This is a genomic window from Salmonella sp. SAL04213 (genome assembly GCF_046550535.1).
Taxonomy (GTDB): Bacteria; Pseudomonadota; Gammaproteobacteria; order Enterobacterales; family Enterobacteriaceae; genus Salmonella; species Salmonella enterica.
On record NZ_JBGDXS010000002.1, the window covers coordinates 925,320 to 933,419 of the forward strand.

At 52.3% G+C, this 8,100-nt stretch carries 5 protein-coding genes and 1 pseudogene; all 6 read left to right on the plus strand.

Annotated elements, in window-relative coordinates:
- Positions 1 to 153: 153 nt before the first annotated feature.
- A complete protein-coding gene (gene ttrB / locus ACLJPQ_RS09410; protein WP_001527654.1) occupies positions 154 to 888 on the plus strand; it encodes a tetrathionate reductase subunit TtrB in 735 nt (244 codons plus the stop codon).
- Complete coding sequence (gene ttrC, locus ACLJPQ_RS09415) at positions 889 to 1,911, plus strand: tetrathionate reductase subunit TtrC (RefSeq protein ID WP_000149760.1); 1,023 nt, start codon at positions 889 to 891, stop codon at positions 1,909 to 1,911.
- Positions 1,904 to 4,966, plus strand: coding sequence for a tetrathionate reductase subunit TtrA (ttrA, locus tag ACLJPQ_RS09420; RefSeq protein ID WP_080184920.1), 3,063 nt, complete (start codon positions 1,904 to 1,906; stop codon positions 4,964 to 4,966). The genes ttrC and ttrA overlap by 8 nt, the downstream gene beginning before the upstream one ends.
- Positions 4,967 to 5,288: 322 nt before the next feature.
- A complete protein-coding gene (locus tag ACLJPQ_RS09425; RefSeq protein ID WP_000471822.1) occupies positions 5,289 to 6,515 on the plus strand; it encodes a PfkB family carbohydrate kinase in 1,227 nt (408 codons plus the stop codon).
- An 11-nt stretch (positions 6,516 to 6,526) separates the two neighbouring features.
- Positions 6,527 to 7,264, plus strand: coding sequence for a glutamine amidotransferase (locus ACLJPQ_RS09430; RefSeq protein ID WP_000697187.1), 738 nt, complete (start codon positions 6,527 to 6,529; stop codon positions 7,262 to 7,264).
- Between the two features lie 58 nt (positions 7,265 to 7,322).
- Positions 7,323 to 8,021 (plus strand): annotated as a pseudogene (locus ACLJPQ_RS09435) (alpha/beta fold hydrolase); the annotation flags it as partial.
- Positions 8,022 to 8,100 lie beyond the last annotated feature (79 nt).

The following is an 8,100-nucleotide window of genomic DNA, read 5'->3' on the forward strand; positions in this document are numbered from 1 at the left end:
TAGATCAACAACAAGCCGGGTATGTGGTTAACCACAATAGAGCGCACCCCGTCTCGATTTTTACACTGTAAATCATCAACATTTTTTATTCATTACACATGAACCAACATCGTGACAAATGTTTCATTGTTGGCAATGTGGACGGGAGTCAATATGGACAGCAGTAAACGGCAATTTCTCCAGCAGCTCGGCGTCCTGACCGCTGGCGCCTCGCTGGTTCCGCTGGCTGAAGCGAAATTTCCTTTTTCGCCGGAGCGGCATGAAGGCTCTCCCCGACACCGTTACGCCATGCTTATCGACCTGCGGCGTTGTATCGGCTGTCAGTCCTGTACCGTAAGTTGCACTATTGAAAACCAAACGCCGCAGGGCGCGTTTCGTACGACCGTGAACCAATACCAGGTCCAGCGTGAAGGTAGTCAGGAAGTCACGAATGTGCTGTTGCCGCGTCTGTGCAACCATTGCGATAACCCCCCCTGTGTGCCGGTCTGCCCGGTACAAGCCACCTTTCAGCGGGAAGATGGCATTGTGGTGGTGGATAACAAACGCTGCGTCGGCTGCGCCTATTGTGTCCAGGCGTGTCCTTACGACGCCCGATTTATCAATCATGAAACGCAAACTGCCGATAAATGCACGTTTTGCGTCCATCGTCTGGAAGCCGGGCTGTTACCCGCTTGCGTAGAGTCCTGCGTCGGCGGCGCGCGTATTATTGGCGATATCAAAGATCCCCATAGCCGCATCTCCACCATGCTTCATCAACATCGCGACGCTATCAAGGTATTAAAGCCGGAAAACGGCACGTCGCCCCATGTTTTCTACCTGGGTCTGGACGACGCCTTTGTCACCCCATTAATGGGCCGTGCGCAGCCCGCGCTTTGGCAGGAGGTCTGAATGACGCATTCACTCATCATTGAAGAAGTGCTGGCTCACCCGCAGGACATTAGCTGGCTGCCGTGGGCGGTACAATATTTCTTTTTTATTGGCATTGCCGCCTGCGCCGCACTGTTTGCCTGTTATCTTCACTGGCGGAAAAAAGACGCCGCAACAGAAGAAAATCGGGCATTACTGATTGCCATTACCTGTGCGATTACCGCACCGCTGGCGTTGACGGCGGATCTGCACCAGACCGCCCGCGTCTGGCATTTCTATGCCTGGCCGACGCCCTGGTCGTGGATGCCCTGGGGAGCGTTGTTCCTGCCGCTGTTTACCGGATTTCTCGCGCTGTGGTTCCTGGCGCAGCAGATAAAACGATTATTCAATAAAAGTTACAACGTCACTAAATGGTTGGCGTTAGCCAGCGCGCTTTGCGCGGTGGGCCTGTTGATTTATACCGGCCGCGAAGTCTCCGTTGTGCTGGCGCGCCCAATCTGGTTTAGCTACGCCTTCCCCGTGGCGATGTTTCTTAGCGCCTTACAGGCGTTCTTCGCGCTGATGATTGTCGCCGCCCGACGCGACTCGGTAAGGCTGCCAAAAATATTGTGGGGACAAATCTGGACGCTGGCGGCGCTGGGGCTGGTTGTGGCCATGTGGGTTAGCGGCGATACGCTTTCCGGCACGGCAATCCGTCAGTGGATTACCGTCGCCCTGTCAGCCAAATATTACGCTGTCGGCTGGGTAGCGCTGTGGGTATGCACACTGCTGTTCTGTAGCCTGGCGCTACGCCATCCGTTATCACAGCTAAGACGCGTCCTGCTGGTTCTCAGCGCGCTGGCGCTATGTTGGCTGATGCGCTGGACATTGTTGATTCAGGTACAAACCGTCCCCAAGTTCAACGCGCAATTTAACCCTTACTCGTTACCAGGCGGAACGGATGGCTGGCTGGCTATTCTCGGCACCTTCGGCCTGTGGATAGCGCTACTGATTATTATTCGTGAAACGCTGAACGGACTCACCAGGAGATTACAACATGGCTAATTTAACCCGTCGTCAGTGGCTAAAAGTCGGTCTCGCCGTCGGTGGGATGGTCACTTTTGGTCTGAGCTACCGTGATGTGGCGAAACGCGCAATTGATGGCCTGTTAAACGGGACATCCGGCAAGGTAACGCGCGACCGCATCTTTGGCAACGCGTTAATTCCGGAGGCGCAGGCACAAACGCACTGGCAGCAAAATCCACAACAAACCATCGCCATGACACAATGCTTCGGCTGTTGGACACAGTGCGGTATCCGCGCCCGGGTAAATGCCGATGGCAAAGTAATACGCATCGCCGGCAATCCCTATCACCCCTTGTCGCAGGAACACCCGATTGACTCGTCCGTCCCTTTTAGCGAAGCCATGGAGCAACTGGCGGGAGAAAGCGGTCTTGACGCCCGCTCAACCGCCTGCGCGCGCGGCGCCACGCTGCTGGAAAGCCTGTACAGTCCGCTGCGACTGCTTGAACCGATGAAACGCGTGGGTAAACGCGGCGAAGGGAAATGGCAGCGCATCAGCTTTGAGCAGCTTATTGAAGAGGTCGTGGAAGGCGGCGATCTGTTTGGTGAAGGTCATGTGGACGGACTGCGCGCGATTCATGCGCCGGATACGCCAATTGACGCAAAGCACCCCAGTTTCGGGCCCAAAACCAATCAGTTACTGGTCACGAATACCAGCGACGAAGGCCGCGATGCGTTTCTGCGTCGTTTTGCGCTAAATAGCTTCGGCAGCAAGAATTTCGGCGCGCATGGCGCCTACTGTGGACTAGCTTACCGGGCCGGCTCCGGGGCGCTGATGGGCGATCTGGATAAAAACCCGCATGTCAAACCCGACTGGGAAAACGTGGAGTTTGCGCTCTTTATGGGCACCTCCCCGGCACAGTCCGGTAATCCCTTTAAACGCCAGGCGCGTCAGTTGGCGAGCGCCCGGCTGCGTGAGAATTTTCAATACGTCGTGGTCGCCCCCGCCCTGCCCTTATCAACGGTGCTCGCCGATCCTCGCGGTCGCTGGCAACCGGTCATGCCCGGCAGCGATTCGGCGCTGGCAATGGGGATGATCCGCTGGATCATGGATAATCAACGTTATAATGCTGATTATCTGGCGATTCCCGGCGTACAAGCGATGCAGCAGGCCGGCGAGCAAAGTTGGACCAACGCCACGCACCTGGTCATTGCGGATGAACTACCGACGCTTGCCGGACAACACCTGACGCTACGCCATCTTACGCCCGATGGCGAAGAGACCCCCGTCGTGCTGAATACCGACGGCGAGTTGGTCGATGCCTCCACTTGCCGACAGGCACGGCTTTTCGTGACGCAGTACGTTACGCTCGCCGACGGCCAACGGGTCACGGTGAAGAGCGGGTTGCAACGCCTGAAAGAGGCGGCAGAAAAGCTCTCGTTGGCGCAATACAGCGAACAGTGCGGCGTGCCGGAAGCGCAAATTATCGCGCTGGCGGAAACCTTTACCAGTCACGGACGTAAAGCTGCGGTCATCAGTCACGGCGGCATGATGGCCGGCAATGGGTTTTATAACGCCTGGTCGGTCATGATGCTTAACGCGCTGATCGGCAACCTCAGCTTGTCCGGCGGCGTCTTTGTCGGCGGCGGCAAATTCAACGGCGTTAGCGACGGCCCCCGCTACAACATGAACAGTTTTGCCGGAAAAGTGAAACCGTCCGGGTTGAGTATTGCCCGTAGCAAAACCGCTTATGAAGCATCGGAAGAATACCGCGACAAAATTGCCGGCGGGCAATCCCCTTATCCAGCCAAAGCGCCATGGTATCCCTTTGTGGCAGGCCAGCTTACCGAACTGTTGACCTCCGCACTCGAAGGTTATCCTTATCCGCTTAAAGCCTGGATTTCCAATATGAGCAACCCGTTTTACGGTGTTCCCGGTCTACGCGCCGCGGCGGAAGAAAAGCTAAAAGACCCTCGCCGACTGCCGCTCTTTATCGCGATTGACGCCTTTATGAATGAAACGACGGCGCTGGCGGATTACATTGTGCCGGATACGCACAATTTTGAGAGCTGGGGCTTTACGGCACCCTGGGGCGGCGTAGCCAGTAAAGCCACTACCGCCCGCTGGCCGGTTGTCGCCCCCGCCACTCACCGAACGGCGGACGGGCAACCTGTCTCAATGGAAGCATTTTGTATTGCGGTAGCAAAACGGCTCCGTCTGCCCGGCTTCGGCGACCGGGCGATAACCGATCCGCAGGGCAATACTTTTCCACTGAACCGGGCGGAAGATTTCTATCTGCGCGTAGCCGCTAATATCGCCTTTATGGGCAAGACGCCGGTCGCGCCGGCAAATCAGGAAGATATTTCGCTTACCGGCGTCAGCCGCATTCTGCCAGCAATTCAGCACACGCTTAAAGCTGATGAGGTCGGTCGCGTGGCGTTTATCTACTCGCGTGGCGGCCGGTTTGCGCCCGAGGATAGCGGCTATACGGAGCAACGGTTAGGTAACGCGTGGAAAAAACCCTTACAGATCTGGAATGCAGATGTCGCCGCCCACCGTCACGCCATCACCGGGGAGCGCTTCAGCGGTTGCCCGGTCTGGTATCCGGCGCGTTTGTCAGATGGTCGTGCGATTGACGACCAGTTTCCCATTGGGCAATGGCCGCTGAAACTGATTTCATTTAAATCAAATACCATGTCCAGCTCAACAGCCGTCATCCCGCGCTTACACCATGTGAAGCCAGCAAACCTGGTGGCGCTGAATCCGCAAGACGGCGAGCGTTATGGACTGCAACATGGCGATCGGGTACGGATCATTACGCCGGGCGGTCAGGTCGTGGCGCAAATCAGTTTGTTAAATGGCGTGATGCCAGGCGTCATCGCCATCGAACACGGATATGGCCACCGCGAGATGGGCGCAACGCAGCACTCTCTGGATGGCGTGCCTATGCCGTATGATCCACAAATCAGGGCAGGCATAAATCTTAACGATCTGGGCTTTGCTGATCCGACAAGAACCATTACCAACACTTGGCTCGACTGGGTTTCCGGTGCGGCAGTACGTCAGGGGCTGCCGGCAAAAATCGAGCGTATATAACCCCAGGGCCGGAGAGCGATATCGTCTTATTTCGTCGAGGGTAGCGACTGATAAGCGAACGCTGTCCGGCTGCATATACTCACTGAATCGTGCAAGCCCAACTATTTTACGTTCACCCCGTCATATTACATAGAAAATATATGACAACACTCACAAAACTATTTTCCCCTTCTGTAAGCAATTAATATTTAACACATTGACTGCGCTTCTGATTATTGACATTCATTTGGGGTTACTTCCGGTTGACCGCATAATCTGTGATTGAATTCACCGCATGACAACATTGCCATAAATACAATTCAACTCACTACCCGGAGGCAATATGTTTAAAGAAGAAAGACGTCATGCCATCATTAATTTACTGATAAAGGATAATAGTGTTAGCGTCAGTAAACTTTCAGACCTTTATAAGGTTAGCCAGGAGACTATTCGTTCCGATCTACGCTATTTCCAGAAATCAGGTATGCTTCAGCGTTGCTATGGCGGAGGGATTTTAAACCGTGACGCGCTGAGTAAGCTTATCACTGAAAATAAGATTGATATCTCCAGCACTATCGCCACGCCAATCCATCAGGATGCAAAACTGCGCCGGGAAAACACAAAAAAAGCAGGCAAGGTGTGTGTTTTAGGCTCCTTCAATATTGATGTTTCAGCAACCGTGCCGTGGTTTCCACAAAGCGGAGAATCCATTCTGGCCAGTCAATTTGGATTCTATCCTGGAGGTAAAGGAGCCAACCAGGCTTTAGCGGCAAACAATGCCGGCGCTGCGGCACATTTTATTTTTAAAGTGGGCAAAGATCAGTTCAGCGCATTTGCTATGAATCATATTATTCAATCAGGCATCACCTCATACAGCGCGTATCAAACAGATAAAGCGCCCACCGGTAGCGCATTGATCTATGTCTCCGCCGTGGATGGCGATAATATTATCGCCATCTACCCTGGCGCCAATATGATGCTCACCACGCAAGAGATTAACGAGCAACACCGTTATATCGCCGAGTCTGACGTTATGTTAATGCAGCTCGAAACGAACATTGAAGCGTTGACTGAATTTATTCGTCTGGGCAAACAAGAAAATAAAATGATCATGCTGAATCCTGCCCCCTATACGAAACAGGTGACGCATTTATTATCTGATATTGACATCATCACGCCGAATGAAACTGAAGCCTCTTTTTTATCCGGCGTAACCATTACTGATATTAATGATGCGAAAAAAGCCGGAAATATTATTCTGCAATCCGGGGTGAAAAAAGTCATTATTACCCTTGGCGCCCGTGGTTCTCTGCTCTGTGAGCACGCCCGCACGTTGTATATTCCTGCGTGGAGCGCCGTGGTAAAAGATGCCGCTGGGGCCGGTGACGCTTTTAATGGCGCCTTAGCCGCCGCGCTGGCGCGACAAGCAGATATGGTCGCAGCCATTCAATATGCCTCCGCTTTCGCTTCTCTGGCGGTGGAACAAGTCGGTGCGTCGAGTATGCCTCAGCACTTGCAGGTTTTACATCGAATGCGTACCCAATCTAATAAAGTCATTCACATTAATTAACAGGTGACATAATGAAAATTTTATTTATTGGCGAATCCTGGCACATTCATATGATTCACTCTAAAGGTTTTGATAGCTTTACATCGAGCAAATATGAAGAAGGCGCAGACTATTTATTATCCTGCTTACGCCAGGGTAATATCGATGTGGACTACATGCCTGCCCATATTGTGCAAACTCGTTTTCCACAAACCGCCGAAGCATTAGCCTGCTATGATGCGATCGTCATCAGTGATATCGGTAGCAATACGTTCCTGCTACAAAACAGAACGTTTTATAATATGGACATTATTCCTGATGCATTACAACTTATCGCCGATTATGTTGCTGAGGGCGGCGGTCTGTTGATGATCGGCGGGTATTTATCCTTTACGGGAATAGAAGCAAAAGCCAATTATAAAAATACGGTTCTGGCGGAGGTATTGCCGGTTGATATGCTGGATGTAGATGACCGCGTAGAACTACCGCAAGGATGTAAAGCAGTAAATACTGCGGTAGAGCATGTTATTACCCAGCCATTTAGCGAATGGCCGCCGCTATTGGGCTATAACAAGCTTATCGCCAAAGAAAATAGTCAGGTCCTTGCTGAAATTAATGGCGATCCACTGTTAGTTATGGGTACTTACCATAAAGGGAAAGTATGTTGCTTTGCCAGTGATTGTTCACCGCACTGGGGAAGCCCGCAGTTTCTGCAATGGGAACATTACGCCACCTTCTGGTGTAATGTTTTACACACAATAAAAAAATAACATTACCCAGGCGAATATAAATTTCGCCTGCCCTGCCACACACTGAGTCATTAAGAATATGAATGATACTTATCTCTATGGCGAAATGTTTTCTGAAAACATATTGACAAGCTATCGGATTTATGGAGACAGAAAATCATTACTCACGCCGCTCATTATCCTTCACGGCGGCCCTTCTGGCGGCTTTGATTATTTATTAAATTATCGCCATCTGGCTGATGACGGGCGCATGGTAATATTTTACGATCAATATGGCTGCGGTCGTTCAACGCATTTTCCTCATGCCGACGCGTCTTTCTGGACTATTGCGCGTTATCTCCGTCAATTAACCCAATTAATTCATCACCTGGGTATCGGACAAGGGTATTCGATACTGGGACATTCCTGGGGCGGAATGCTTGCCGCAGAGCACGCCTGCTTACAGCCTGCCGGGCTTCGCGGGACGATACTGGCCAGTTCGCCGGCCAGTATCGCCCTGTGGCAACAGGAAGCCATACGGCTCTTTAACGCTCTGACGCCAATGTCCGATGACGATATCAAAAACGTCATTATGCCCGCCGTCATTTATCAAAACCCACCGGAACAGCTGGTCGCTTATTATGCCAGGCACGTTTATACCCTCGCGGAAGAAGCCGTTCATGTTCAGCGATCTAATGCGCAGTTCGCCGCCGACCCTACGGGTTATCACATTTTATGGGGAACCAATGAACTGGCGGCAAATGGCAAACTTGCCGACTGGGATATTACGCCCCATTTGTGGGTGATGCTGCCAACTTACTGATTTAGTGTATGATGGTGTTTTTGAGGTGCTCCAGTGGCTTCTGTTTCTATCAGCT

Excerpts from the sequence above, each read along its gene's own strand:
- ttrB (WP_001527654.1), top strand. The coding sequence starts at position 154 with ATGGACAGCAGTAAACGGCAATTTCTCCAGCAGCTCGGCGTCCTGACC.
- ttrC (WP_000149760.1), top strand. The coding sequence starts at position 889 with ATGACGCATTCACTCATCATTGAAGAAGTGCTGGCTCACCCGCAGGAC.
- ttrA (WP_080184920.1), top strand. The coding sequence starts at position 1,904 with ATGGCTAATTTAACCCGTCGTCAGTGGCTAAAAGTCGGTCTCGCCGTC.
- ACLJPQ_RS09425 (WP_000471822.1), top strand. The coding sequence starts at position 5,289 with ATGTTTAAAGAAGAAAGACGTCATGCCATCATTAATTTACTGATAAAG.
- ACLJPQ_RS09430 (WP_000697187.1), top strand. The coding sequence starts at position 6,527 with ATGAAAATTTTATTTATTGGCGAATCCTGGCACATTCATATGATTCAC.